The sequence below is a fragment of the Bacillus sp. NEAU-242-2 genome (assembly GCF_027853835.1).
Lineage (GTDB): Bacteria > Bacillota > Bacilli > Bacillales > Bacillaceae > Bacillus > Bacillus velezensis.
Map to the genome: position 1 here is coordinate 91,016 of NZ_JAPNNY010000003.1, position 22,104 is coordinate 113,119.

Annotated in this window: 31 protein-coding genes and 1 tRNA gene; 10 read left to right on the forward strand and 22 right to left on the reverse strand. The window is 44.7% G+C overall.

Annotated elements, in window-relative coordinates:
* Positions 1 to 108 precede the first annotated feature (108 nt).
* The 4 genes from OWN49_RS10510 to sinR all read left to right on the forward strand — a co-directional run bounded on the left by OWN49_RS10510 (position 109) and on the right by sinR (position 3,310).
* Positions 109 to 1,779 carry a DEAD/DEAH box helicase gene (locus tag OWN49_RS10510; RefSeq protein WP_060562612.1) on the forward strand — a complete coding sequence of 557 codons (1,671 nt, stop codon included), beginning with the start codon at positions 109 to 111 and terminating at the stop codon, positions 1,777 to 1,779.
* Positions 1,780 to 1,796: 17 nt separating this feature from the next.
* A complete protein-coding gene (locus OWN49_RS10515) occupies positions 1,797 to 2,591 on the forward strand; it encodes a YqhG family protein (protein WP_014305407.1) in 795 nt (264 codons plus the stop codon).
* Between the two features lie 176 nt (positions 2,592 to 2,767).
* Complete coding sequence (gene sinI / locus OWN49_RS10520; RefSeq protein ID WP_003153105.1) at positions 2,768 to 2,941, forward strand: anti-repressor SinI; 174 nt, start codon at positions 2,768 to 2,770, stop codon at positions 2,939 to 2,941.
* 33 nt (positions 2,942 to 2,974) lie between these two features.
* Complete coding sequence (gene sinR, locus OWN49_RS10525) at positions 2,975 to 3,310, forward strand: transcriptional regulator SinR (RefSeq protein WP_003153104.1); 336 nt, start codon at positions 2,975 to 2,977, stop codon at positions 3,308 to 3,310.
* A 47-nt stretch (positions 3,311 to 3,357) separates the two neighbouring features.
* Here the strand turns inward: sinR and tasA are convergent, their stop codons facing one another.
* The 3 genes from tasA to tapA all read right to left on the reverse strand — a co-directional run bounded on the left by tasA (position 3,358) and on the right by tapA (position 5,434).
* On the reverse strand, positions 3,358 to 4,143 hold the full coding sequence (gene tasA / locus OWN49_RS10530) for a biofilm matrix protein TasA (RefSeq protein WP_007408329.1): 786 nt from the start codon (positions 4,141 to 4,143) through the stop codon (positions 3,358 to 3,360).
* 63 nt (positions 4,144 to 4,206) lie between these two features.
* Entirely contained in the window at positions 4,207 to 4,791 is a 585-nt protein-coding gene (gene sipW / locus OWN49_RS10535) for a signal peptidase I SipW (protein WP_012117977.1), read from the reverse strand.
* Positions 4,763 to 5,434, reverse strand: coding sequence for an amyloid fiber anchoring/assembly protein TapA (gene tapA, locus OWN49_RS10540; RefSeq protein WP_070082109.1), 672 nt, complete (start codon positions 5,432 to 5,434; stop codon positions 4,763 to 4,765). Before tapA ends, sipW begins: the two co-directional genes overlap by 29 nt.
* A 258-nt stretch (positions 5,435 to 5,692) precedes the next feature.
* Here tapA and OWN49_RS10545 point away from each other — a divergent pair, with 258 nt between their 5' ends.
* Positions 5,693 to 6,022: a DUF3889 domain-containing protein gene (locus OWN49_RS10545; RefSeq protein ID WP_003153097.1), complete on the forward strand. Its 330-nt coding sequence runs from the start codon at positions 5,693 to 5,695 to the stop codon at positions 6,020 to 6,022.
* A gap of 39 nt (positions 6,023 to 6,061) precedes the next feature.
* On the opposite strand, the gene OWN49_RS10550 is transcribed toward OWN49_RS10545, so the two are convergent.
* The 9 genes from OWN49_RS10550 to OWN49_RS10590 form a co-directional block, all read right to left on the reverse strand.
* Positions 6,062 to 6,241: a YqzE family protein gene (locus tag OWN49_RS10550; protein WP_003153093.1), complete on the reverse strand. Its 180-nt coding sequence runs from the start codon at positions 6,239 to 6,241 to the stop codon at positions 6,062 to 6,064.
* Between the two features lie 56 nt (positions 6,242 to 6,297).
* Positions 6,298 to 6,675, reverse strand: coding sequence for a competence type IV pilus minor pilin ComGG (gene comGG, locus OWN49_RS10555; protein ID WP_077722592.1), 378 nt, complete (start codon positions 6,673 to 6,675; stop codon positions 6,298 to 6,300).
* Positions 6,676 to 7,071 (reverse strand): competence type IV pilus minor pilin ComGF, encoded by a 396-nt coding sequence (comGF, locus tag OWN49_RS10560; protein ID WP_077722593.1) that lies wholly within the window; start codon positions 7,069 to 7,071, stop codon positions 6,676 to 6,678.
* Between the two features lie 13 nt (positions 7,072 to 7,084).
* Positions 7,085 to 7,399, reverse strand: coding sequence for a competence type IV pilus minor pilin ComGE (comGE, locus tag OWN49_RS10565; protein ID WP_077722594.1), 315 nt, complete (start codon positions 7,397 to 7,399; stop codon positions 7,085 to 7,087).
* Positions 7,383 to 7,820, reverse strand: a complete 438-nt coding sequence (gene comGD, locus OWN49_RS10570) for a competence type IV pilus minor pilin ComGD (RefSeq protein WP_077722595.1) — start codon at positions 7,818 to 7,820, stop codon at positions 7,383 to 7,385. The genes comGE and comGD overlap by 17 nt, the downstream gene beginning before the upstream one ends.
* Positions 7,810 to 8,118 carry a competence type IV pilus major pilin ComGC gene (comGC, locus tag OWN49_RS10575; RefSeq protein ID WP_003153087.1) on the reverse strand — a complete coding sequence of 103 codons (309 nt, stop codon included), beginning with the start codon at positions 8,116 to 8,118 and terminating at the stop codon, positions 7,810 to 7,812. The genes comGD and comGC overlap by 11 nt, the downstream gene beginning before the upstream one ends.
* Positions 8,119 to 8,122: 4 nt before the next feature.
* Positions 8,123 to 9,160 (reverse strand): competence type IV pilus assembly protein ComGB, encoded by a 1,038-nt coding sequence (gene comGB, locus OWN49_RS10580; protein ID WP_063174751.1) that lies wholly within the window; start codon positions 9,158 to 9,160, stop codon positions 8,123 to 8,125.
* Positions 9,147 to 10,217, reverse strand: coding sequence for a competence type IV pilus ATPase ComGA (comGA, locus tag OWN49_RS10585; protein ID WP_070082113.1), 1,071 nt, complete (start codon positions 10,215 to 10,217; stop codon positions 9,147 to 9,149). The genes comGB and comGA overlap by 14 nt, the downstream gene beginning before the upstream one ends.
* 191 nt (positions 10,218 to 10,408) lie before the next feature.
* Positions 10,409 to 11,359, reverse strand: coding sequence for a magnesium transporter CorA family protein (locus OWN49_RS10590; RefSeq protein WP_003153082.1), 951 nt, complete (start codon positions 11,357 to 11,359; stop codon positions 10,409 to 10,411).
* 145 nt (positions 11,360 to 11,504) lie between these two features.
* Here OWN49_RS10590 and OWN49_RS10595 point away from each other — a divergent pair, with 145 nt between their 5' ends.
* Positions 11,505 to 12,806 (forward strand): hemolysin family protein, encoded by a 1,302-nt coding sequence (locus tag OWN49_RS10595; RefSeq protein WP_077722596.1) that lies wholly within the window; start codon positions 11,505 to 11,507, stop codon positions 12,804 to 12,806.
* 37 nt (positions 12,807 to 12,843) lie between these two features.
* Here the strand turns inward: OWN49_RS10595 and OWN49_RS10600 are convergent, their stop codons facing one another.
* Positions 12,844 to 13,674, reverse strand: coding sequence for an STAS domain-containing protein (locus OWN49_RS10600; RefSeq protein ID WP_070082115.1), 831 nt, complete (start codon positions 13,672 to 13,674; stop codon positions 12,844 to 12,846).
* A 71-nt stretch (positions 13,675 to 13,745) separates the two neighbouring features.
* Here OWN49_RS10600 and OWN49_RS10605 point away from each other — a divergent pair.
* Positions 13,746 to 13,816 (forward strand) — tRNA-Gln (locus OWN49_RS10605).
* A 63-nt stretch (positions 13,817 to 13,879) separates the two neighbouring features.
* Here the strand turns inward: OWN49_RS10605 and OWN49_RS10610 are convergent.
* Entirely contained in the window at positions 13,880 to 14,260 is a 381-nt protein-coding gene (locus OWN49_RS10610; protein ID WP_003153079.1) for a Spx/MgsR family RNA polymerase-binding regulatory protein, read from the reverse strand.
* Between the two features lie 236 nt (positions 14,261 to 14,496).
* Here OWN49_RS10610 and OWN49_RS10615 point away from each other — a divergent pair, with 236 nt between their 5' ends.
* Positions 14,497 to 14,742, forward strand: coding sequence for a DUF2626 domain-containing protein (locus tag OWN49_RS10615; protein WP_003153078.1), 246 nt, complete (start codon positions 14,497 to 14,499; stop codon positions 14,740 to 14,742).
* 40 nt (positions 14,743 to 14,782) lie between these two features.
* Here OWN49_RS10615 and OWN49_RS10620 read toward each other — a convergent pair whose 3' ends face one another.
* Entirely contained in the window at positions 14,783 to 15,421 is a 639-nt protein-coding gene (locus OWN49_RS10620; RefSeq protein WP_003153077.1) for an MBL fold metallo-hydrolase, read from the reverse strand.
* A 154-nt stretch (positions 15,422 to 15,575) separates the two neighbouring features.
* On the opposite strand from OWN49_RS10620, the gene OWN49_RS10625 reads away from it, so the two are divergent.
* Positions 15,576 to 15,749 (forward strand): DUF2759 domain-containing protein, encoded by a 174-nt coding sequence (locus OWN49_RS10625; protein WP_003153076.1) that lies wholly within the window; start codon positions 15,576 to 15,578, stop codon positions 15,747 to 15,749.
* Between the two features lie 32 nt (positions 15,750 to 15,781).
* Here OWN49_RS10625 and OWN49_RS10630 read toward each other — a convergent pair whose 3' ends face one another.
* The 5 genes from OWN49_RS10630 to OWN49_RS10650 all read right to left on the reverse strand — a co-directional run bounded on the left by OWN49_RS10630 (position 15,782) and on the right by OWN49_RS10650 (position 19,629).
* Positions 15,782 to 16,096, reverse strand: a complete 315-nt coding sequence (locus OWN49_RS10630; protein WP_003153073.1) for an MTH1187 family thiamine-binding protein — start codon at positions 16,094 to 16,096, stop codon at positions 15,782 to 15,784.
* A gap of 5 nt (positions 16,097 to 16,101) precedes the next feature.
* Positions 16,102 to 17,139, reverse strand: coding sequence for a hypothetical protein (locus tag OWN49_RS10635; RefSeq protein WP_039254477.1), 1,038 nt, complete (start codon positions 17,137 to 17,139; stop codon positions 16,102 to 16,104).
* 72 nt (positions 17,140 to 17,211) lie between these two features.
* On the reverse strand, positions 17,212 to 18,339 hold the full coding sequence (locus tag OWN49_RS10640; protein ID WP_077723167.1) for a M14 family metallopeptidase: 1,128 nt from the start codon (positions 18,337 to 18,339) through the stop codon (positions 17,212 to 17,214).
* 82 nt (positions 18,340 to 18,421) lie between these two features.
* A complete protein-coding gene (gene glcK, locus OWN49_RS10645; protein WP_077722597.1) occupies positions 18,422 to 19,384 on the reverse strand; it encodes a glucose kinase GlcK in 963 nt (320 codons plus the stop codon).
* Positions 19,385 to 19,419: 35 nt separating this feature from the next.
* Positions 19,420 to 19,629, reverse strand: a complete 210-nt coding sequence (locus tag OWN49_RS10650) for a YqgQ family protein (protein ID WP_025852938.1) — start codon at positions 19,627 to 19,629, stop codon at positions 19,420 to 19,422.
* A 197-nt stretch (positions 19,630 to 19,826) separates the two neighbouring features.
* Between OWN49_RS10650 and nhaC the strand changes: the two genes are divergently transcribed.
* Entirely contained in the window at positions 19,827 to 21,191 is a 1,365-nt protein-coding gene (gene nhaC / locus OWN49_RS10655; protein WP_021494320.1) for a Na+/H+ antiporter NhaC, read from the forward strand.
* Between the two features lie 76 nt (positions 21,192 to 21,267).
* Here the strand turns inward: nhaC and OWN49_RS10660 are convergent, their stop codons facing one another.
* Together OWN49_RS10660 and OWN49_RS10665 are read right to left on the reverse strand one after the other, a co-directional pair.
* Entirely contained in the window at positions 21,268 to 21,441 is a 174-nt protein-coding gene (locus OWN49_RS10660) for a hypothetical protein (RefSeq protein WP_003153061.1), read from the reverse strand.
* 70 nt (positions 21,442 to 21,511) lie between these two features.
* Entirely contained in the window at positions 21,512 to 22,066 is a 555-nt protein-coding gene (locus OWN49_RS10665; RefSeq protein ID WP_015387997.1) for a 5-formyltetrahydrofolate cyclo-ligase, read from the reverse strand.
* Between the last annotated feature and the right edge of the window lie 38 nt (positions 22,067 to 22,104).

Genomic DNA, 22,104 nt, shown 5'->3' on the forward strand with positions numbered 1-22,104 from the left:
CAATATCTTTTAGTGAAATCATTACTTATATCCTACCACCCTCATTTACGTCCGGCAACAAAAATTATGATAAATCAGTTTTTTAAAAGAAAGGCGGTTTTGTTACATATGACAGCAGAGATCATATTTGATGCAAACTGGCCGGGAGAGTTTTCTGAGCGGCTGAAAACGGACGGTCCCTGGTCAAATTGGGAGATGTACAAACTGTCGGCTGAAGTCCAGCAGACCCTTGCCATTCCTGAATTCGAAGGGTTGAGGGCTCCTTTGTACCTTCCCGATTTCACTCCGCTTCCCCATCAGCTTGAGGTCGCGCAGAAAGTCGTTGAAAAAATGAACGGCAAGGCGATTTTGGCTGATGAAGTGGGGCTCGGAAAAACGGTGGAAGCAGGCCTGATTTTAAAAGAATATATGATTCGCGGGCTGGCCAAAAAAATCCTGATTCTTGTGCCGGCATCACTCGTTTCCCAGTGGGTGAAAGAGCTTCAGGAGAAGTTTTTAATACCCGCTGTTGAACAGAAGAAAAGCTATGTGTGGGAACAGTGCGATATCGTCGTTTCTTCTATTGATACGGCCAAACGCTCCCCTCACAAAGACATTGTCCTTTCTATTCCGTATGATCTCGTCATTATTGACGAGGCGCACAAGCTCAAAAACAGCAAAACGAAAAATTATGAATTTGCGAGAAGTCTTGTGAAGAAATACTGCCTGCTTCTGACGGCGACGCCGATTCAAAACCGGATCGAAGAAATCTTCAATTTAGTGTCACTGTTAAAGCCCGGCCATTTAGGAAACGAAAGCGGATTTCAAGAAACCTTCAATCAGAAGGACGGGATTGACGCTCATGAGCATTTGAAAGAACTCGTCAATAAGGTGATGATCCGCAACACGCGGAGCGACACCGGCCTTACATGGACGAAGCGCCACGTGGAAACAGTGCCGATCACCTTTTCACCGACGGAACAGGCGCTTTACGATGACATTGCCGCACTGAAAAACGGCACGGAAAAGCCCGCAAGCGCATTTTCCATTATGACGCTGCAAAGAGAGTGCTGTTCAAGCAGGGAAGCCGTGTATATGACGCTCAAAAAAATGCTTGACCAAAAAGACAAACAAGCGCCCGCATTCGATGAACAGACGATCGCTAATTTAATGGACCGCATCAATCAAGTCACGCAAAACTCAAAAGCGATTCAAGTTGTTGACTTGATCCAAAAGATTAATGACAAAGTCATTATTTTTACTGAATACAGGGCGACACAGATTTACCTGCAATGGTTCCTTCAGCAGAACGGCATAAGCTCCGTTCCGTTCAGAGGCGGATTTAAACGCGGAAAAAAAGACTGGATGAAGGATCTCTTCCGCGGCAAAGTGCAGGTGCTGATTGCTACAGAAGCAGGAGGCGAAGGGATCAACCTGCAATTCTGCAACCATATTATCAATTATGACCTCCCGTGGAACCCGATGCGGCTTGAACAAAGAATCGGAAGGATTCACAGACTCGGTCAGGAAAGAGATGTCCATATCTACAATATGGCGACAAAACATACGGTGGAAGAGCATATCTTAAAACTTCTGTATGACAAAATTCATTTATTTGAAAATGTCGTCGGAGAATTAGATGACATTTTAACAAAAATCAAAGTGAGCAATTTTGAAGACCATTTGCATGATATTTTATGCCATTCGCTGACAGAGGAGGAAATGAGAATCAAAATGGACAATCTCACCTCTTTTCTGTCGTACAGTACGGAAAAGCCCGCCACAAAAAAAGGCTCTTAAAAAGGAGGAAGCGCGACATGAGACAGCAGGAGGTTCACCAATTTTTACTGCGCTTTTTTGAAGCGAACCACTGCCCGATTACAGAACACGGGCCGGGTTTTATGACGGTTCAGTTGACGGTCGAGATGGACAAACAAATTATGAACCGCCCGTTTTATTGGCATTGGCGTGAAAAAACGGGCGGCGAACCGAACCCGATGAAGATTACGTTCATCACTGATAAAGAAACGGCTCCGGAGGATATGGACGGCGAGTTTATTTACTTTGGAGCCCCGCGCCTCTTTCAAATCTTTCAAGCAGTTAAACAAAATGGGAGATTTACAAGAATATATGAGAAAATTGTATCAGCCGGAGCCAGAGTGCCGCTTCAGCCCTGGCTTGGATTAAATGTAGTGATTTCATACCAATCCGACATGAAAAAAGACAGACTTTTGTCTTTAGGCCTGCATCTTGTTTCTGGAACAATTATAGAAGGGTTTCAGCAGAAGCTTGCACCGCTTCCGCTGACCTCGCAAATATCAGACTATTGCTTTACCATATCGCCGATGATTAAGCCGGAAAGCGGGATTAAAAGGATGGAGCATTACTTAAAAGACGCTGCCGCCAAAGAGCCGTCAGACTGGGCTGACAGCGCGATCGCCAGATGGAAAAAGGACCTCAGGCTTCTCGATCAGTTTTATGAGCAGACAGAAGAAAAACCTGAGGAATACCATTTGGAAAAACAAGCGCTGAAAGCCTTATATCAGCCGAAAATTCACATTCAGATTGAAAATGGCGGTTTATTTTTCCTGCAAAGTAATTTTTCTGGATAAGCGTTATCCATTCGACACCTTTCCCGTTTTTTCTGGAAATTCTATATTATAATAAAAGTATATAGAAAAAATTTCTGGCGTTTCGCATGCGATGAATCACTTCCAGACATGTAAAGATAAGGTCATGGGCGGATTGGCTGAAATACATAAACAAGTATTTTAGGAGGAGAAAATGCATGAAAAATGCAAAAATGGAATTTTCGCAATTAGATAAGGAATGGGTTGAGCTGATATTAGAAGCTCAAAAAGCAAATATCAGCCTAGAAGAAATACGCAAATACCTGCTTTCGCATAAAAAGTCTTCTCAACATATCCAGGCAGCCAGAAGTCATACCGTAAATCCTTTCTGAATGTGCTATAATATCACAAGGAAGGTGATGACATTGATTGGCCAGCGTATTAAACAATACCGAAAAGAAAAAGGCTACTCACTATCAGAACTAGCTGAAAAAGCTGGGGTAGCGAAGTCTTATTTAAGCTCAATAGAACGAAATTTACAGACGAACCCCTCCATTCAATTTCTCGAAAAAGTCTCCGCTGTTCTGGACGTCTCGGTTCATACTTTACTTGATGAAAAACATGAAACCGAATACGATGGTCAATTAGATAGTGAATGGGAGAAATTAGTTCGCGATGCGATGACATCCGGGGTATCAAAAAAACAATTTCGTGAATTTTTAGATTATCAAAAATGGAGAAAAGCGCAAAAAGAGGAGTAGTGCCGCCATATGTGCACAACTCCTCTTTTAACTGTCCGACTTTCGGATTAGTTTTTATCCTCACTGTGAGCCTTTTCATTTTCCTTGACGTAACCGTCTTTATCCGTATGATCTTTCGTAATGGTCAAGCCGTTCCATTGCGTTGCTTCAAAAGAGAATTGAAGAGAAATCGCATTGCCTTGGAACTTGTTTTGCACACTTAATCCGTCCGCAGTTTTTGCGGTGTCATTTTTAAATTGGATTTCCATTCTCACCTGGTCATAATCAGCAGGCGTTTTCGGAACTCCGTCGTACTCAGGAGCTGTTTTGCCGTTAATGGTTGCCACATTGACTTTTCCGCTCTCACTCAGGAATTTCGGATCAATGTGCTTGCTGATCGCTTCGGCAGCTGCTTTATCCTGTTTTGTTGACATTAAGTATAAGTCTTTCAGGCTGGCCGCCTTTAAAATGATATTTTTAGGATAGCCGTTGCCCCCTTCTTTACCGACTGTCAGAACCGTAATTTCAAACTGGCTGAGGAAATCCTCCGCAGATTCATTTCCTTTCTTTGCTCCTTTAAAGTCAGTAAAATTCAAAGCCATCAGCACTTCTTTAATGGCAAGTGAACCGTTGTTTCTGAATTCAAAATCTTTCGTCAATTTATCACCTGGTTTTAAGTTTGACAAATTGACATTGGCTGATTGTTCTTTAGCCGATAAATCAAGTGTTCCTGACGCAAATGTAGCGTCCGTCGACTTTACATCATTAAATGCGGCCCATGTGCCTCCTCCTACTAATGCTAAACCGAGTGCGGCAGAGGCAACGCCCAAGCTTAATTTCTTTTTCATACCCATGTTTGTACTCCCCTTACTTTTTATTTTTTGTTATCAAATCCTGTCGCCAGGTTGCAACCGTATTCATGTGGAGATGGTTCCCTTTTTCGCATGTTCTTCCAGCGCTTTCGTTTTCCGCTCAATATCGCGGAGGGCGCTGACGATGACTGTTATTGAGTAAATCAAAAGCATGACGCCGGGAACGATTAACAGAATCGCCGTTCCGATCGGCTGGCTTGCCAAATGTATGACATATCCTGCATACGGAAGCTGATATCCCGTATACTGGGCCGCCACTTTTTCAGCTTGAACGGGTGCGGCATCCGGGGCGGCATTATGGTCCCCTTTTGTCTCAAACAGCAGGTTCCCGTCCTTTTTTGTGATCCCGATTATTCTGTGTGTGACGGCTGTTCCGTCATCTTGCGTAAAGGTGATCACATCCCCTTTTTTTAAGTCATTCACGTCAGAAATTTTCTTTACCGCTATGAGCGAACCCGTCTTAAATTCCGGGTCCATTGAACCCGACAGCACGGATTTCAGCGTATAGCCGAAGATGGCCGGCTCACCCCCGGAAGCCCGGGTCGAAATCACCGTTAACGTCAGCACAATAATCAGACTGAAGATGACGGCATACAAAATATTACTGATCAGTTTCAGCGTTTTTTTCATGTTCTTCCCCGCTTTCTTTTACCGGCTCAGCCGGCTCTTTCTCCGTTTTCTTTAGATCAGAAACGGTTGCCTGTTCCCGGCATTTGACGAGTTTCATCGGTTTTGACCACTCAAATTTTTCTTCGTCCGCCGGATACCCTTCAGGCTTGTAAACCTTGAATGCGTATATGCCCGGCTGCAAAGACCGCTTTGACTCAATTTTATAAATCGTTTTGCTTTTTTTATCAGTAATAAGCCCTTTATCCACAACATTGCCGTTTCGTAAAGGCTGCTGCTGAGAAGCGATTTTATGGAGCTCCCATTTCCAGTCAGAAACAGTCCGCTCTTTTCCCTTATTCTCCAGCTCGGCATAGAGTTGAAGCGGCGCACACACGGTGCCTGACGTATCAGTTTGATTTGTTATATGTAAATCACTCTGATCCCAGCGTTCGTCATAACGGCAATCGTCATCCGTATATTGAAAATCTCCGCACGTTTGAACCGGGAGACTGAAGCTTTTCACATCATTGAAGGAGGAACTTGTATCACCTGTGAACTGAGCACATATCGTCACGGACAGGCAAAAAATGAACGAAAGCCGTAAAAATAGCATCATCCGCCATCTCACCTTGCCCTTTTTTTCCATTCGCAACCATCGGAACATGCCTTACCCCCTGTAAAACTGTTAATAAATATGACAACCGTTCTTTTTAAAGAACCGCATGAACAAAGTATAATCAAGGATTATCGTCTTGAAAAATGTCAAAATCGGTCAAATTGTTCGTTTTTAAGAATGGTATCTTTCAAAAACATCGTTTTGCTTCAAATTACACACCTTTTTGGAATTTTTTCTAATAAAACGTGAGAAAATAACGAGGTGACTAGAACAAAATGGAAAGTATATACAGCGAAAGGACGAAGAATGATGATCACACAAAGTCTGATTTGCCTTTCTCTTCTTGTTTTCGGGGTTTCAGGAACAGCTCAGGCGGAAACGGTGCCTTATTATGCTGTTCACCATAAATCAAAATGGGAAAAGTTAGCAGAAAAAGAAGCTAAAAAAAGGTATCCGCTCGCCCAAACATTATTTATTCAAAAGGTGTGGGATCGGAAAAGAACGGATGAAGCAGTCAAACAATACCACTTGACATTGCGGGATGGCGCAAAAGAATTTGGTGTGTTTGTTACGATTTCTTTTAATCCCTACAGCCAAAAGGTAAATAAAATTGCCGTCATTGAGGAATACCAATAAGACCCTCCTGATACAGGAGGACCTTTCGTGTGATTCACTTTATTTTTTTCGTTGCATCCACAGCTTAAAACTGTACGGCAATATTCCGAACCAGTGCTGAGAAGCCGGCACTTTCTTTTCTTTCCGCACTTCTTTTCGCTCTCTCCGTTCCTGTTTCGGCGTATCGAAATATTTAACGAATTGCTCAGTCATATATTTTACATAATCATTTGTTTTCACGGCTCTCACCTCATAGTGCTGTCTTTACTATGAAGTGTTGTCTCGCCGCCTCTTTTTTATACTTCCGTCCATTGAATCAGCTGTTTCTTCTTCTGATCGAACAAAAGGTGAGCCTCGCGTCTCGTGCCTGACACTGTTTCGGCCTGAATTGTAACCTGAACCGTTTCCCGGCGATCACTCCCGGTGATGTGGAAGGAAACAGTTCCGTACGGAAAACGCTGTGTACCAGTTTGGACCTTTTGTCCCTGTGTCATATGGCGGCTTGACAGCAGCGCGCCGTTTTGGAGCAGATTCTCTCCGATCCAGTACTCCCCGGCCTCTTTCTCAAATATTTTTCGGGTGATGAAATCAGATGAAGTATAGCTGATGACAAGTAAAACTGCGGCAGAAACAAACAGAATCGCGGGATATATAAAACCGTCAGATTTGTGCATTTAATCACCTTTTAAAGAGCTGTAAACCGGAATGACCGCCTGATTCTTTTTACCTGTAACGCTTGAGATCTCTAATAAGAGCAGGCCGTTTTTCACATCAGCCGTTAATGATGCCGTGTTTTGCAGGATCGGCACGTGGCCTTTTCCGTTTACTCTTTTCCTTATCATCTTATGATAAATTTCAAAACGCACTTCTTCGCCCCCTGTTTTCCGGCATGCTAACGCCAATCCGCCGTCCGCCGGCTTCACAGTCTCAGCCTGTTTACATTCGTTCATGATCTGCTGAACGGCAATTTGATGCTCCCGGCTGTCTAATCCGCCGTTATCGGTCCGGTTTGATAAAAACAGATGTAAAATCGGGCCCAGGGTTCCTGATAGGAAAAGACAGACTGCCAAGGAGAACAAAACATTAAGAAGCGTAAAGCCAGTCTGTTTTGAGAATGCTGAGGCACATTTCTTTTTCGCCGCGGTCAGCCGCACACACTTTGTAATACTCACCATCCTCCTTCCACTTCACACCGGGAGACGGCGGCTTTTTTCCGGTCATCATATAAGTGCTGATATGTTTCTGAAGAAGCTGGTACGCTTCCTGGCGATCTTCTATTTTCAGACCATCTGTCAGCATGCCCGTCCAGACCGGAATGATAGACGTCATAAGGAACAGCCAAATGGACATTGCTGATAGTGTTTCAATAGTAGAGAACCCTTTATTTCCGTTTAGCATGGACATTTCCGCTCCCTAAGTAAACTGTGATCTCATAGGTGAACCCGGCGCTCTTCAATTGAATCTTTCCTCCCGAATTCGGATGGCCTTTTTCATTAAATTCAAGGCTCTCCGGTAAAGTCACAAGTGTAATGTGAAGCGAATCAAAAGAACGTTCGACAATCCTTCCGCCTGACTGCAGTTTGTATTTATGCTCTTTTGGTAGAAAAGTGATTTTTGTTCTTTTATGTTCTGCGATAGCCGTTTCCTGCGCAAGCTGAATATCTTTTTGAAGCTGTTCTGTTTTTTGCCGCACGGCAAGGTGGGTGCAGACCGGCGGAACCGTCGTGAACAAAATCGTCAGCAGGACGGACGCCAGGCTTAACACAATCAGGCTTTCAAGAAGGGTAAACCCGTTTTCTGTCTGCCTGTTATTGTTCAACTGTAACTTCTCCGCCACTAATTAAGATCTGTTTACCATTCGGGCAGGCTGTATTCTTTTTGATATACCCCTCTGATTGTAAATCGTTCATATCCGGCATTTTACCTTCATGGTCGATTTCGTACGCCGTCACTTGGGCTTTCACCATATTCTGCAGTCCTTCACAGCCTTTATGCTGAATGCTTTGATTATGTTTTGTAACGTTAGGAATGGTGATTAAAAGCAGAATGGAAACGATAAATAAAACGATCAGCATTTCAATTAAAGTAAATCCATCTTGATTTTTCAGACGAAGCACTCCCTTACATTTGGTTCATCATCTGGTACATCGGCATCAGCATTGACATGTAGACAATTAAAATCATACCGGCCACAACACCGTAAATGACAGGCTGGAGAATGCCGGTATACTTCGCCGCGTTTTGTTCAAGACGCTCCATCATAAACTGGCTGTACGTATAAAGTTCGCGGTGAAGCAGGCCGTTTGCCTGTCCGTGGCTGACTGCAGCCGCAAGATCTTTTTCATAACACGGATGCCCGGAAAGAGCGGATTCTATGGTTTCTCCGGCTTTCAGACGTGTAATGAGCATCTCTGCTTCTTCACGATAAAAAGGCAGAAAAGATTGTTCTTTAAAAGCTGTTAAGCTGTCATAGATAGAAAGGCCGGATTTCAGAAGACTGCTGAGCTGTAAAGAGAAAAAGTAGCTGTTAAAAAGAACGGCCGCTTTTCCTAAGAGGGGTATTTTCACAACAATGAGCATTTTATCTTGCGGGGATTTTTTCTTACATAAGAACCAAACGTACAAAAACAAGCAGAAAGCGGCGGACAGCGCCAGTGCGCAGGCTTCATGAAAATGCCGAAAAAACGCAAAGATGAAAGCAGTCGCACCGGATGTATTCATATTCATTGATTGATAAATCCCAGAAAACTGCGGAATAATTAAACTTTGCAGGATATAAAACATGACACAGACGGAAGAAATTAAAAACATCGGATACCGGAGCATTTTTTTGATTTGATTCGTCTGCATGAGCTTTCTCTGTAATAATTCGCCGCTTTGTTTCATCGCCCCTGGCAATTCTCCGTGTTTCTCTGCGAAATAGCAGATAGAGACGGCTTCTTTATGAAAAGACAGTGCCTCAAGCACTTCGTAAAACGCATCACCTTCCCTCAGCCGGCGGATTCCGTCCGTCAGCTCTGCAAGCTGACGTTTATGCAGCTGGAGTTTCAGCAGTCTGAGCCCTTCAATCAGACTGTATCCTTTTTCCGTCATTTCACCGAGCCTTTTCAAAAAAGCCGCTTGATCCTTCAACGGCCAGGTTCGTTTAATCCGCTTCATGATACACCCACCGATCGTAATTGTCGGTCGTGACATAGCCGAGCGCGATTCCTTTTCTGATCAGCCTGCGGAGCGTCTGATATTGAAAATTGGCGTGCTCTCCCTTTGCTTCCCGAAAGCATTGGGTGAGGTTTTTCCCGTAGAGCAGTTCATAAATGCCCGCACGGCGTGTCTGCCTGTACATCCGGCAGTACACCGAACAGTTTTCCTCTTTGCAGAACGGACATGTTAAATCAACCAGACGCTGAGCAGCGATGGCAATGACGGTTTGTTCAATTTCTGTCATGTTCACCCCAAACTCCAGCAGTCTGTATATGGCGCCCTTAGCATCCCTTGTGTGCAGGCTTGAAAGAACGAGGTGTCCCGTCATGGCCGCGCGGACTGCGATTTCAGCCGTCTCGGCATCCCTGATTTCCCCTAAGATGATCATATCGGGATCATGTCTTAAAATCGCTTTTAAACCGGCGGAATATGTGACTCCGGCTTTTTCATTCACCTGAACTTGCAACACATCCTCATCTCTTGTTTCTACGGGGTCTTCAAGCGTGACAATCCGCCGGTTGAAATGCCTTTTTGCATAGTTGACAAGCGAGTAAAGGGTGGTCGTTTTTCCAGATCCGGTCGGTCCGGTAAACAGAAGCAGGCCGTGCGAATGCTTCAGAAAGGACAATAGTGCGGCGCCCGCCCCCCGAAATAAAGACAGTTTATCCAGAGGGGGAATCTGCCGCTTAGGCAAAAGCCTGATGACAAGACTTTCATCATTCATTGTCGGCAAGGTTGACATTCTCAAATGAACGGTTTCCGTCGGAAGCGGCAGAGACAATGACCCGTTTTGCGGCTTACGTCTTTCTCCTATATCCATGGCCGATAAAAACTTGAAATGAGAAATAAGCCTTACGCATTCCTCTTTTTTTAAGACTCTTTTTTTCACAAGAGCATGGCCGATGCGAAAATGAATGAAAGCATCCTTTTCTCTCGGCACAATGTGTATATCTGAAGCCCTTGCCGTATAGGCCTCGTTTATGATGTTCCTGCTGTATGTTTCAATATTTTTCACAAGACTTTCCTCCTTCCGCACGTATTGTAAATCAGATACACAAAAGCCGGCAAAGGAGAGATTATGCGTTTTACACTGTGTAAAACGTAAAAAAATAAAAAATAAGCCCCCTGACTTTGATTTACTGAATGAAATCCGGAACCATTCGGCCATTTTCAGCCATCAAAAAAGCAGGCGTATGCCTGCTCTTCTTAGCGTTTCTTTTCTTTCCGCAAATATTTTTTTTGATGCTCCCTCAAAATGTCTCCTGTCCAGCCTTTCTGCCGCAGATAAATATAAATCAGCAGGGTTGATACAATAATGAGCACGATGGAACAGATATACGCATATTTCCAATGAAGCTCCGGCATGTTATCAAAGTTCATCCCCCAGAGAGCTCCAAGCGCGGTCATCGGTGTAAAGAGAGTTGTAAAGATCGTCAAGGCTTTCACAATTTCATTTCCTCTTTGGGAGGTAATGACTTCCTCGGCGTGCAGCAGATTGCTCAGTTCCTGATCAAACTCATTGATATATGTAATCCCTCTTTCCATCTTATGATGAGCCCTGAGGTAATCTTTCTGCCTGTCATTTTTCGGGAGAAACGCTTCTTTTAAAGCCATTTCCACTTTTTTAGCTCCCAGTGTAAGACCTTTCCAAATGAACAGCTCATGGCGCAGTTTATGCACATTTTCCAAGATTCCTTTGCTGTTGTCATCATGAATCTGCCATTTCAGCGTCCGCTGCTTGACTTCAAATTCATCCAGTCCGATCAGATAGGAATTCATCAGCTCTCCCAGCAGAACAAAAAAGCCTTCAATCGGATTTTCACAGGTTTGAATCTGCTGTGTGGCATGCTTTTCTTTTACACCGCGCAGCAGCGAAAAATCAAAATTAATCGTAAAAAAGAAGTCTCTCGTAATATAAAAGTGAAATACGGTATGGTTTTTTTCATCATCTAATCCTTGATGATAGATTAAAGATCCGAAAACCGCTTCATTATTCTGATCATTTGTATCTGAGCGCAGAAAGTTTATATGATTTTCATGTTCAAACCACTTTTCGCATTGCGGCCAGTGATTGTGATGAATCATTTTTTTCGCTTCCGTTTTTTCATGCGGACCGAGCTGGTACCACAGCCAGTCCGCTCCCGAATGTACCTTCATCTCTTGTCATCCTCCAGTATCGCTTTCTTGTTTTATTACCGTAAATGAAGCAGGCTAAACCAGGTTCGATGTTTGAGCAGCTTTCTACAGTGGTATTATTCCGAAAAAAGGGAGGTGCAAGCCTTCCTTCGCGGAAGGCGTTACATTGTATATCATCAAACTATCTGCCATCGTACTATTTATTTTATTAACGGCGTGTTTTGTCGCCATAGAGTTTTCAATTGTTAAAGCAAGGCGCTCCCGCATTAATCAGCTCATTGAGGAAGATGTAAAAGGAGCAAAAGCAGCCAAGCATGTCATTACACACCTCGATGAATATTTATCGGCGTGCCAATTGGGCATCACCGTCACCGCTTTGGGGATCGGCTGGCTGGGTGAACCGACAGTCAAAACAATGCTTCAGCCGTTATTTTTAAAAACCGGAGTTCACGAAGCGGTTGCCCAAGTACTGTCATTGATCATCGCCTTTCTGCTGGTTACATATGTGAATGTCGTCATCGGCGAACTCGCCCCGAAAAGTTTTGCTATCCAAAAAGCCGAGCGGATTACACTTTTATCTGCCAGACCGATGATTTTGTTTTATAAGTTAATGTTTCCATTCATCTGGCTGCTCAATCATTCCGCCCGCCTGATTACAGCCATGTTCGGCTTGAAGCCTGCTTCCGAACATGAAATGGCTTATACGGAAGAGGAATTGCGGGTGCTCCTTGCCGAAAGCTATCGAAGCGGCATGATCAAAAAAAGCGAGCTGCATTACGTAAATAACATTTTTACATTTGATAAGCGCACTGCCAAAGAAATTATGGTGCCCCGGAATGAAATGGTGAGCCTGCCGTTAGACAGCGGATCGGGACATATGCTCCGGGACATTATCAAAACAAATAAATATACCCGGTATCCCGTCGTAAAAGGAGATAAAGATCATGTAGTCGGCATCATCAATATTAAAGAAGTTTTATTCAGATTCCTGTCAGAAGGAGGGGCGTTTACAAAACACGAACTCAGCCCTTACATCCAGCCGGCGATCCACGTGATTGAGACGATTCCGATTTATCAATTGTTCGTTAAAATGCAGCGAGAACACGCCCATATGGCCATTCTCATTGATGAGTACGGCGGAACCGCGGGATTAGTAACGGCGGAAGATATCATTGAAGAGATCGTCGGCGAAATCCGCGACGAATTTGATACGGACGAAACACCTTCCGTTCAAAAGCTTGGGAAGAACCGCTATCTCCTGAACGCCAAATTGCTGATCAGTGACGTCAATGATTTACTCGGAACAGAGATTACGGCTGATCAAGTCGATACACTCGGGGGCTGGTTTCTTACTCAGCATATTGACGCGAAGCCCGGGAGCACCATTGATTTTGAAGGCTACACATTTACGGTAAAAGAAATCGACAGCCATCATATCATGACGATTGAAGCTGACAAAGCTGAATAGCTGAGGGAGAAATCCTCCCCGGCCATTCAGCTTTTTATCATCTTAATGATTCTTTTACGATAAATCCGTTTTTTGCCAGCGCCTTCGCCAGACTCTGCTCTGTTTTCACCTGAGAAAAATCGATGCCGAGCTTCACGACAGTCTGCGCGATTTCCGGTCTGATGCCTGAGATTGTCGTTTCTATGCCAAGAAGTTTTGTGCTGTCAATCACTTTGAAAATCTGATAAGCGACCATCGTATCCACAATCGGCACTCCTGATATATCTAAAAATAAATAAGAAAGACGGAGTGAAGAACATTGGTCAAGCACCGATTCCAAAATCATTTTTGCCCGGTAGGTATCAATTTCGCCGACGAGCGGCAAAATTCCAATACCGTCGGCAATCGGCATAATCGGCGCGCTTAGTTCGTTAATCATTTCCTTTTGGGCGTTTAATTGTGTAACCGTCACTTTATAATATTCCTCTGTAAATACTTCAATCATATGGTCAATTGCTTTGTTCAGCTTCTCTCCCCAATGGAATACCGCATTCGCCCCGGGCTTCTCAGACATCGTTTCACAGCATGTCTGTATGCGGTTCCAGACCAATCTCCGGAATTCTTTAAAGCTCGTGACGCTTTCATAGACCGGTACTTCATGGACGGCCCGGTCCCTTGCGAACTGAAGCGCCCACTTTGTCAGCTCCTCTTCCCCGCCGTCTTTTTCCGATAAAATGCCGGCAACGATTTCAATTAACAGACGGTGCTGCATTTCCGCTTTCTGATCATCTGAAGGCCGCCCCGATTTTGGTATGAGCAGCCACTGGCGTGTGATTTCACCTGATTCTTCAATTAAGGTTCGAGATAATGTTTCATTCAAATGTTTCACGGGTCTCCTCCATTCAAATTACTTTGTATGTATAAATCGGCGCCGGACGCACATACTGTAATTACATCCGATGGGCTATAGCCAAGCGGTAAGGCAATGGACTTTGACTCCGTGATCGTTGGTTCGAATCCAGCTAGCCCAGTCCCGCAACCGCAAAAAACGAAGATTAGCTGATAAATTTGATCAGCGGATCTTCGTTTTTCTCTTATGATACAGATTGATGTACCGTTTTTTTCTTCGTCAGCTTCATCAGTTCTCCCGGATTGTATCCGATAACGAGCTTATTGCGATCGATCAGAATCGGACGCCGCAGCAGTTTCGGCTTCTCAGTCAAAAGCTTCAGCACTTCATTTACAGTCATTTCTTCAATGTTCAGGTTGAGGTTTTTAAATGTTTGGCTTCTCGTCGCCAATATTTCATCAATTCCTTCGGTCGTTAATGATAAGATCTGCTTCAATTCATCAATTGTCGGTGTCTCCCTGAATAGATGGCGCTCTTGAAAGTCAACATTGTGGGCTTTTAGCCAATGTTTCGTTTTTCGGCATGATGTGCAGCTCGGGTATGAATAAAAAATAAGTTCTTTCATTTTTAAAAATTCCTCCCTCGGATAATCCGTCTCTTTGTTAACATAAGTACCCTGAACTTTTTTTCCCTAAACGTATTTCAAAAAGATTTTTCGGATCTTTTTTAGAGAGCGGCATAAGATATAAAACACAGGGAAAGACATAAATTCCACAATAAATATAATCATGAAAATGTTTACATTTTGAGTGCCGATCTATTATAATAAACTTCAGATAGACTCTCGGGAGGGGATAAGGAATGAATCGCATGTTCCGGGTGTTAGGATTTTGGACGGGGATATTTGCAGTCATGTTTTTTCTAGGGGGCATGAAAGACGCTTCTCTTTTGTTTTTTGGACAGACGATCTTTTTCGTATTTCTTTCTTATTTGAATCTGACTGAGCGGATGTATATTTATATTTTTGGAGCTTACTTAACCGTATTTTTCGCCGGATTTACATATTACTCTATTTTTATTATGACACCGGGCGGCGGAACCCATTGAACAGAAAAAGACAGACCGATTATGGTCTGTCTTTTTTCATTTACAGTGAAAAACCATTGATAAACGGGTTTCGCTCCTGCTCTGTCTGGATGTCCGTTTCCGGCCCGTGCCCGCTTAATACAAGTGTATGTCCGGGAAGCGTGAGCAGTTTTTGATGAATGGAATCAAGCAATACGTCCTGACTTCCGCCGTGTAAATCAGTTCGGCCGATGCCTCCCTGAAAGAGCACATCACCTGAAATCACCAGATCCGCGTCCTTCACATAATAAGAAACGCTTCCCGGTGAATGTCCCGGCGTAAACAATGTCTCCAAATGGAAAGGCCCGATGTCCAAAATGCCGTCGCCTTCGATGAGCCGTTCGGCGGGCCGTGCCGTTACGGCAATGCCCCGCAATATGCCTGATCCGTTTAAGGAAGAGTCCTCCAGCCACTTTTCTTCATTTTTGTGAAGATAGACGGGAACATCCCATCTGTCTCTTACTTCGTCAAGTGCGCCGATATGGTCAAAATGGGCGTGCGTCAGTAAGATGGCCAGCGGCTTCAGATTGTTTTCTTTTATGTAATTGTTGATTTTGTCCGCTTCCCCGCCCGGATCAAAAATAAGACAGGACTGATCCTCACTGACAAGAAAATACGCGTTTGCCTGAATCGGACCGGCCGGCATTCGTCTCCATTTCACTTTCATCACCTCTTTATGTATATGCCCTTATTATGAAGGTTTTCTGCGGAAGATTCAATGAATGCGGATGGGAAAACGCTATCGACAAATAAAATGAAAACGGTTAAAATAAAATGGAAAGATTTTCAGGTTCCAATGACAAAGGAGGAGCATGATGTTACTAGTTGTAATCTTCGGCCTTGTCGCATTATTAGCTGTATTAGGAGTCCTGCGGGCTGTCAGACAGAGAAATATCCTGGGATTTTTGTTAGCCGCCGCCACGCTGGGTGTGTTTGGCTGGTTTACCGTAATGACCGTTGTAACCAGCGGCTATCCGACTGCACATTAAAAGCCTGTATCCAATGGATACAGGCTTATTTTTTATTGCTGCAAATGTTTGCTGACACTTTTGATTTTGCTCTCCAGCGTCGTTTCTTTATCACGTCTGTCATCAATGCGGATATTTGTCGCCACTCTGTGCAGCCCTTTTTGGAACGGGGCTTCGTGAATGTCCTGAATGACTGCGAATAAGTCGCTCAGCTCACCTTCAATCAACGTGTTCATCGGCGTGAGCTGAAATTTGATTTTGCCGGCAGCTTTGTAACCCTCCAAAATGTTTTGCACATCCGCTACATACTCACTGACGCTCGGTGTTTTTGTTCCGATCGGAATGATTGTGACATCTGCAATTGCCATTTGGTTCAAACTCCTTTTTCATTTGTTATGATTGGTTCTGTCATGCCTGTTTTCAGTGAAATCAGACGGTCATACGTAAAGCCGTATAAAGCGTATTCCCCGTTCGGAGAGATCTGAATCGGCTCCATTTCCGTGTTTTTGAGCACCGTCCGCTCCCGTTCGTCTCCTAAGTCAAAGCTGATCAGATTGTAAGAGCGGCCTTCAGGCTTAAATATGTAAAACCGCTTGTGTGTCTGATCGTAATCATATTCCATCGGCGCAAAGCTCTCATACTTTTTTTGGAGAGGAAAGCGGTGTGTCACGGATGCCGGCTTTTGGAAAAGGAACTCGCCGTCTCCGTCCGATTGATCCGTTTGTCTGACGGCAATCGTCATGCCCGGGCGGGAATCAGCCCAGATGACGTGATGAAGCACTCTTTTTTCTTTTTTCGTCTGCAAGTCATAAGAATATAAAGGACCCTCTTCCTCCGTTTTTCCTTGCTTGATATATTGGAATTCATCAGTGGAGGTCCAATGAACAAAAGGGGCCTGAACGGGACTCTTTTTTAAAATGCCGTTGTTCATATCGGCCGTATAGGCTGTGAAGTCCCATGTTTCAGTAAAAACGGTAATCATCATTTGATACGGGTCATACGGATTCCAAGCCGTCTCCAGCTCATAAGAGTTAAAGGCTTTGTGATAAAGTCTTTTCCCCTGCTTGTTCATAAGCACAAGCTCAGTCTGACCGCTGCTTGTCACCTGTACGAGAATCAGCTGTTTTTTCCGGCTGATCTTTACATTGACAATATTGCCCTTTGTTTCATAGAGCCGTTCGGATTTTCCGCTGAAAAGATCATATTTCATCAGCTGATGATGTGCTGTATACAGAATTGTTCTGTTATCCAGCCATCCTTCCGTTTTTTCCGCTTCCTTTTTACTGAGCGGAACGATTTTCTGTTCTGCCGATTTTGCCGAAACGCCTGTGTCTTGCTGCTGATGAGATGGTTCACAGGCCGCTAAACACAGAACGAATGCGGACAGCAGAACACAAACCAAGTATCTCATCAGCCTTCCCTCCATTCTTTTCTATTGTCCCATATTTGTTTATGTAAACAAATGAGAAATTTCACAGATGTCTCAAAAAACAAGCGACCTCCACAAAATACCTTCCGTCGCTTGATAAATATCAGCAAACTGGTGAAAAGGCAAAGGGTTTTTTCCCTTCCCGAGCTCAATGGTATAGCCCTCTTTTCCATACTGCTGTATAAACCAATCCCTAAAACCGGCATGGCTGTCAATGGTTTTAACGCCTTGATAGCGGTTTCCGCTTATCGCTTCAAACTCCCGAATCATCTGAGATGATTGCTCCGGTTCACATCCTTCGTATCCCCAGTAAATCTCTTCTCCCTGCGTATGAAGCGCGATCAGCCGGTCAGGCGGCTGATCCGTTATCAGCCGATGCATCGCCTGCGCCTCCGGTTCAGTGAGCGGCGCCGTTCCCGGAAAATCACGGTATGAAGGGGCTTTCGGTTTGCGCCTTTGTTCAATATCCCAATTGGATGGGAAATGTTTATTTAAATCCACACCGTTTATATTCGCCTTCCATTCGCGGAAATCCGAGCGGTGCTCATTTAATTCGTTGAGAAATTCATTTTTTTCTGATAAATCTTCACATCCGTAAAGCACGAGATCAACCCCGTCGGGATTTACGAGCGGAACGAATGACAATGATGTCCGGCTGAATATATCAAGCGCAGAGTGCCCGAAAACGGTTTTATTTTCGCATAATGCCGCGCAATATTCTTTACACCATTTAAGCGCGACCGAGGTGGTGATCCATTCATTGGCATGAAATGAGGCGTTTACATGGACTTTTCTTTCGGCCGTATCCGCACCTATTTTCAGCTCATAAAGCGGCTTTCCCAATACGGAACTGCCGATTTTACGGCATGTGACAAACGGAAAGACATCCGTTATTTTCTCAATTTCTTCATAAACCGATTGGGAGCCGTACACCTTTTCTTCCTTCACCCATTGATCAGCGGAAAGAACGCTTTCACAGTGCCGGATGTATCGCGAAAGCCCGCTCAGCGTCTCAAGCGGCGGACCCTCTGACTGCCCGCTCACGGCAAAGCCGGGACAAAATAATTCATCGCTTTCCGCCATTTTATCAGCGGCTTTCAACAGTTTTTCATCAATTGAAAGCACCTTTGCAATATCTTTCATATGCTGTTTCAATTCAGGTTTGACACGAATTCCCGCCATGTTCATCCCCCTTTTTTTAAAACTATATGACAGGGGAGATAAAAAAAGAAAGCTGCCCGCGATATGGGCAGGCAGACTTTCTTCAGCAGTTTTGATGTTTGAGCCATTCATTTTTGGCAATCCACGCCCCGCCGATGACTCCGGCGTCATTTCCAAGTGCCGCAATCGAAATATCGGCCGCTTCCGCAGAACGCGGGAACGCGGTGATTTTGAAGGTCTCTTCCACTTTTGACCGCAGGATTTCACCCGCTTTAGACACGCCTCCGCCGAGCACGATTTTCGTCGGATTCATGGCGCTTGCCAGATTTCCGAGCACGAGGCCTAAATGTTTTGCGACGTAATCAACGACTTCAAGCGCTGTCTTATCCTGCTGTTTAGCCGCTTCGAACACGTCACGTGCCGTCAGATCGCGCACTTTTAAGAGCGAAGAGTCGGAAACCGCTGCAAGCTTTTCTTTCGCGATGCGGACGATGCCGGTTGCGGACGCAATCGTTTCGATGCAGCCGGATTTTCCGCAATTGCACGGAGCTCCTCCTTCCGGAATACTGCAAATATGACCGATTTCTCCGCCGGCCCCGTTTTTACCGTGAACGATTTCTCCGTTGACGATGATGCCTCCGCCGACTCCGGTTCCGAGCGTCACTAAAATGACATCTTTGGCCCCGTCACCTGCACCCTTCCACATTTCTCCGAGCGCCGCGATATTGGCATCGTTTTCAATGACGGCCGGAATACCCGTTTCCGCCTCGAGATGGTCTTTCAGCGGATAGTTTTTCCACCCCATATTTGTCGTCTCATAGACCATTCCCGTCGCCATTTCCACGGGTCCGGGCGCTCCCATTCCGATCCATTTTACGATCCGTTTCGGCTTGTTCAGTTCTTCCAGCTTCTGATCAAGCGCTTTGGCGATCGTGACCGTAATTGTGTTTCCTGATTTATCGGTCGGAACTTCCCATTTATGCTGAATTTCACCGTACATGTTGATAAAGGCCAGCTTGATGGTCGTTCCGCCAAGATCAATCCCCGCAAACCATGTATCTTCCATAATAATCTCCTTTTCTTATTTAAAATCCTGCTGTGTTATCTGTCTTTGATCCGCTCCGATTCTCTCTGAAGAACTCCGGCGGCTTTTTGCCATAATTCTCTTTCAATCACGTTTGACAAGTACATTTCCTTTAATTCATCTTTCATAAAGTCAATTTCGGCTTGTCTGTCACCGAAATAAACGATATGTCCGAATGACTTAAACAGCTGCTGCACGTCATAAAATGAATTCATCTTCTTCACCATTTCTATTCTTCTTAGTATAAGCGTATTTCATCACTGATCCGGGCGTCAAGCAAAAAACGATTGGAGAAAATATCCTTGTATTATTTTCATAAATTGTATATTCACAATTGTAAAAAAACACTCATTTATGCGTTTTTCTGTTACAATACTTTCGTGCCCAAAAGCACAAAAGGATTAAAGTTTGATGGGGTGTTGTTTTGAAACAAGAAAAAAGGCTGACGTTCATCTCAGCCATCAGTTTATTTGTCTTGATGTTAGCAGTCATTATTTCCTGCCTGTTTTTCTTTCATACAGAGCCGCATATGCCGCTGTTCTTTTGCGTCATTATTCTGTCTCTGGCAGGTTTATGGCTCGGTTTCTCGTGGGACAGTCTTGAAAAAGGAATTGTCAGCGGATTGAAAAACGGTGTGCAGCCGATTATCGTGCTGGCTTTGATCGGTGTGCTGATCGGCGCCTGGATGTACAGCGGCGCCATTCCCACTGTCACCGTTTACGCTTTGTCAATTATACAGCCGAGTCAGCTGCTTTTGACTGCATTATTTTCCTGCATGATTATCAGCACGCTTGTCGGCTCAAGTCTGACAACTGTCAGTACAATCGGCGTCGCGCTGTTAGGGGTAGCAAGCGCGGCGGGAGTTCCGCTCGAATGGACGGCGGGAGCAGTCATTTGCGGAGCTTGTTTCGGTGATAAAATGTCACCGATGTCCGACACGACGAATTTTGCCGCCGGAATCGGCGAAATTCCGATTTTTAAGCATATTCGCCATATGATGGGCACCACCGTTCCGGCACTGCTGATCACGATCGTTCTTTTTTATATTCTCGGTTCATCTGTTTCAATAAATGCCGCTTCAACGCAAAATATTGAGGCGGTCATTTCCGGAATAAAAGAGGCCGTGCACGTTACGCCTTGGTCGCTTCTTTCACCTCTGTTGGTGATCATTTTAGCTGTGAGACGGGTTTCCGTGATTCCGGTGCTTACCGCCGGTATTATTTCCGCAGGGCTTCTGACTGCTGTTTTTATTCCTGACAGCAGCATTCAAGGATTTATATCCGCCCTGCAAAGCGGGACGGCGTTTAAAACCGGCGACCAGGCTGTGGCCAGCATTATCAACAGAGGCGGGCTCCAATCGATGATGGGATCAGTCTCTCTGATCATGATCGCCTTTGCGCTCGGCGGCCTGATGGAAAAAACGGGCCTGATCGCGGCGCTGCTTCAAGGATTGATAAAAGGCGTGCATACGAAAGGACGTCTTGTCATGGCGACCGTCTTCTCAAGTATAGGCGTAAACCTTGCGACAGGTGAGCAGTATTTGTCGATCTTAATTCCGGGTCAATCTTATAAACCTTTATATGACAAGCTCAGTATTAAGCGGATTCACCTTGCGCGGTCGCTTGAGGACGGCGGAACATTGATCAACCCGCTGATTCCCTGGGGAGTAAGCGGCGCTTTTATGGCAAGCGCATTAGGGGTTTCCGTCATCGACTACCTGCCGTTTACCTTTTTCCTGTACATTTCTCCTATGATCTCAATTCTGCTCGGTTTCCTGAAAAAAAGCTGACAATACGAGAAAACCTGCCGTTTTTTACCGGCAGGTTTTCTTATGCAAAAAATCCCGCTGAAAAAACGGGATTTGTTTAAAATGCCTGCTGAATGAATTTGTTTCTGATAAACGGTATTTTTAAAAAGAAATGAATGAATGTCCGTCTGATCCCCGGCTGGCTGAGCACGCTGTTCATCAGACGGTAGCGGTTTTGGTAAACGGCTAAAACAGATACGGCGCATAATGAGTAGATCAACAATTTTTTCATCTTATCCCTCCTGCCCCTATCGTTTGTCAAACAGCGAGAATTATTCCGGTGCAAGAAGTTTTTTATGCGATTAAGCGATGGTTTCAGATTCAGTCACGATCATATCGACCGGAATATCGTGGGGCATGCGGGGAATGCGGTCTGTCAGCTGGCAGTCAAAGAGAAGCGACACGGTACGGCCTTTATAACCGGACAGGTACCGATCATAATATCCTCCGCCGTATCCGATTCTGAAGCCTTCCCGGTCAAAAGCCACGCCGGGCACAATCACAAGGTCAATGTCATTTTGGGCGGCTTTTTCCGTCAGACTCTCGATCGGTTCACTGAGGCCCGCATATACGGTTTCCAGCTGATCATACGCAGAAAATGTACGGAACTCCATTGCTCCCGTCTGCGGAAAGCATTTTGGGATACAGACTTGTTTTTTCTCTTGCCAGGCCTGTTCAATAATCGGCCGTGTCGGAATTTCCAGGCGTGTCGAGATGGTAACGGCGATCACGCGGGCCTGTTTCCATTCTTTTAAAGAAAACAGCGTTTCACGCATGCTGCGGCATTTTTTCTCCCATTCACTTTCTGTCATGTCAGAAAGCTTTGCTTTTATATCGGTTCTGATTTGTGCTTTCACGTTTCTCAAACCTCCCTGAAAGACAAAAAAGCCAGAAC

Coding starts and splice junctions, on each gene's coding strand:
- comGB (WP_063174751.1), bottom strand. CDS start 9,160: ATGAAGCGGATTAAACGAACCTGGCCGTTGAAGGATCAAGCGGCTTTT.
- OWN49_RS10510 (WP_060562612.1), top strand. CDS start 109: ATGACAGCAGAGATCATATTTGATGCAAACTGGCCGGGAGAGTTTTCT.
- OWN49_RS10660 (WP_003153061.1), bottom strand. CDS start 21,441: ATGAAAAAATTGTTGATCTACTCATTATGCGCCGTATCTGTTTTAGCC.
- sinI (WP_003153105.1), top strand. CDS start 2,768: ATGAAAAATGCAAAAATGGAATTTTCGCAATTAGATAAGGAATGGGTT.
- sipW (WP_012117977.1), bottom strand. CDS start 4,791: ATGAAAAAAACGCTGAAACTGATCAGTAATATTTTGTATGCCGTCATC.
- OWN49_RS10590 (WP_003153082.1), bottom strand. CDS start 11,359: ATGAAGGTACATTCGGGAGCGGACTGGCTGTGGTACCAGCTCGGTCCG.
- OWN49_RS10650 (WP_025852938.1), bottom strand. CDS start 19,629: ATGGTGAAGAAGATGAATTCATTTTATGACGTGCAGCAGCTGTTTAAG.
- OWN49_RS10610 (WP_003153079.1), bottom strand. CDS start 14,260: ATGAAAGAACTTATTTTTTATTCATACCCGAGCTGCACATCATGCCGA.
- OWN49_RS10545 (WP_003153097.1), top strand. CDS start 5,693: ATGATGATCACACAAAGTCTGATTTGCCTTTCTCTTCTTGTTTTCGGG.
- comGG (WP_077722592.1), bottom strand. CDS start 6,675: ATGCACAAATCTGACGGTTTTATATATCCCGCGATTCTGTTTGTTTCT.
- OWN49_RS10615 (WP_003153078.1), top strand. CDS start 14,497: ATGAATCGCATGTTCCGGGTGTTAGGATTTTGGACGGGGATATTTGCA.
- OWN49_RS10630 (WP_003153073.1), bottom strand. CDS start 16,096: ATGGCAATTGCAGATGTCACAATCATTCCGATCGGAACAAAAACACCG.
- OWN49_RS10625 (WP_003153076.1), top strand. CDS start 15,576: ATGTTACTAGTTGTAATCTTCGGCCTTGTCGCATTATTAGCTGTATTA.
- glcK (WP_077722597.1), bottom strand. CDS start 19,384: ATGGAAGATACATGGTTTGCGGGGATTGATCTTGGCGGAACGACCATC.
- tasA (WP_007408329.1), bottom strand. CDS start 4,143: ATGGGTATGAAAAAGAAATTAAGCTTGGGCGTTGCCTCTGCCGCACTC.
- OWN49_RS10635 (WP_039254477.1), bottom strand. CDS start 17,139: ATGAGATACTTGGTTTGTGTTCTGCTGTCCGCATTCGTTCTGTGTTTA.
- OWN49_RS10515 (WP_014305407.1), top strand. CDS start 1,797: ATGAGACAGCAGGAGGTTCACCAATTTTTACTGCGCTTTTTTGAAGCG.
- tapA (WP_070082109.1), bottom strand. CDS start 5,434: ATGTTCCGATGGTTGCGAATGGAAAAAAAGGGCAAGGTGAGATGGCGG.
- comGE (WP_077722594.1), bottom strand. CDS start 7,399: ATGCTAAACGGAAATAAAGGGTTCTCTACTATTGAAACACTATCAGCA.
- OWN49_RS10640 (WP_077723167.1), bottom strand. CDS start 18,339: ATGGCGGGAATTCGTGTCAAACCTGAATTGAAACAGCATATGAAAGAT.